General features: G+C 37.9%; 1 protein-coding gene. It reads right to left on the reverse strand.

Translation table 11 applies throughout. The features are described from left to right. Positions 1-54: 54 nt before the first annotated feature. The coding region (locus GD597_RS22235; RefSeq protein WP_171610023.1) for a T9SS type A sorting domain-containing protein at positions 55-219 on the reverse strand (165 nt) is incomplete at its 5' end.

Below are 219 nucleotides of genomic sequence, written 5' to 3' on the forward strand. Positions count from 1 at the left end.
AATAGCAAAGGGCAGCCTTGATAGCTGCCCATTTGCCTTGTGTGCCCCTTGTTCTTATTTTGAGATGATTACCTTTTCTGTTTGTATTTTTCCTTTTTCGTCTATGGCAGTTAGCAAATACGTGCCGTTAGAAAGATGTGCTATTTCCATTTTTTGCTGTGCCGTTTTTGTATTACCTGTTTGTAGTTTTTGTTGGATTAATACCTTGCCATCTAAACT

This window comes from Limnovirga soli (assembly GCF_013106755.1).
Classification (GTDB): Bacteria; Bacteroidota; Bacteroidia; order Chitinophagales; family Chitinophagaceae; genus Limnovirga; species Limnovirga soli.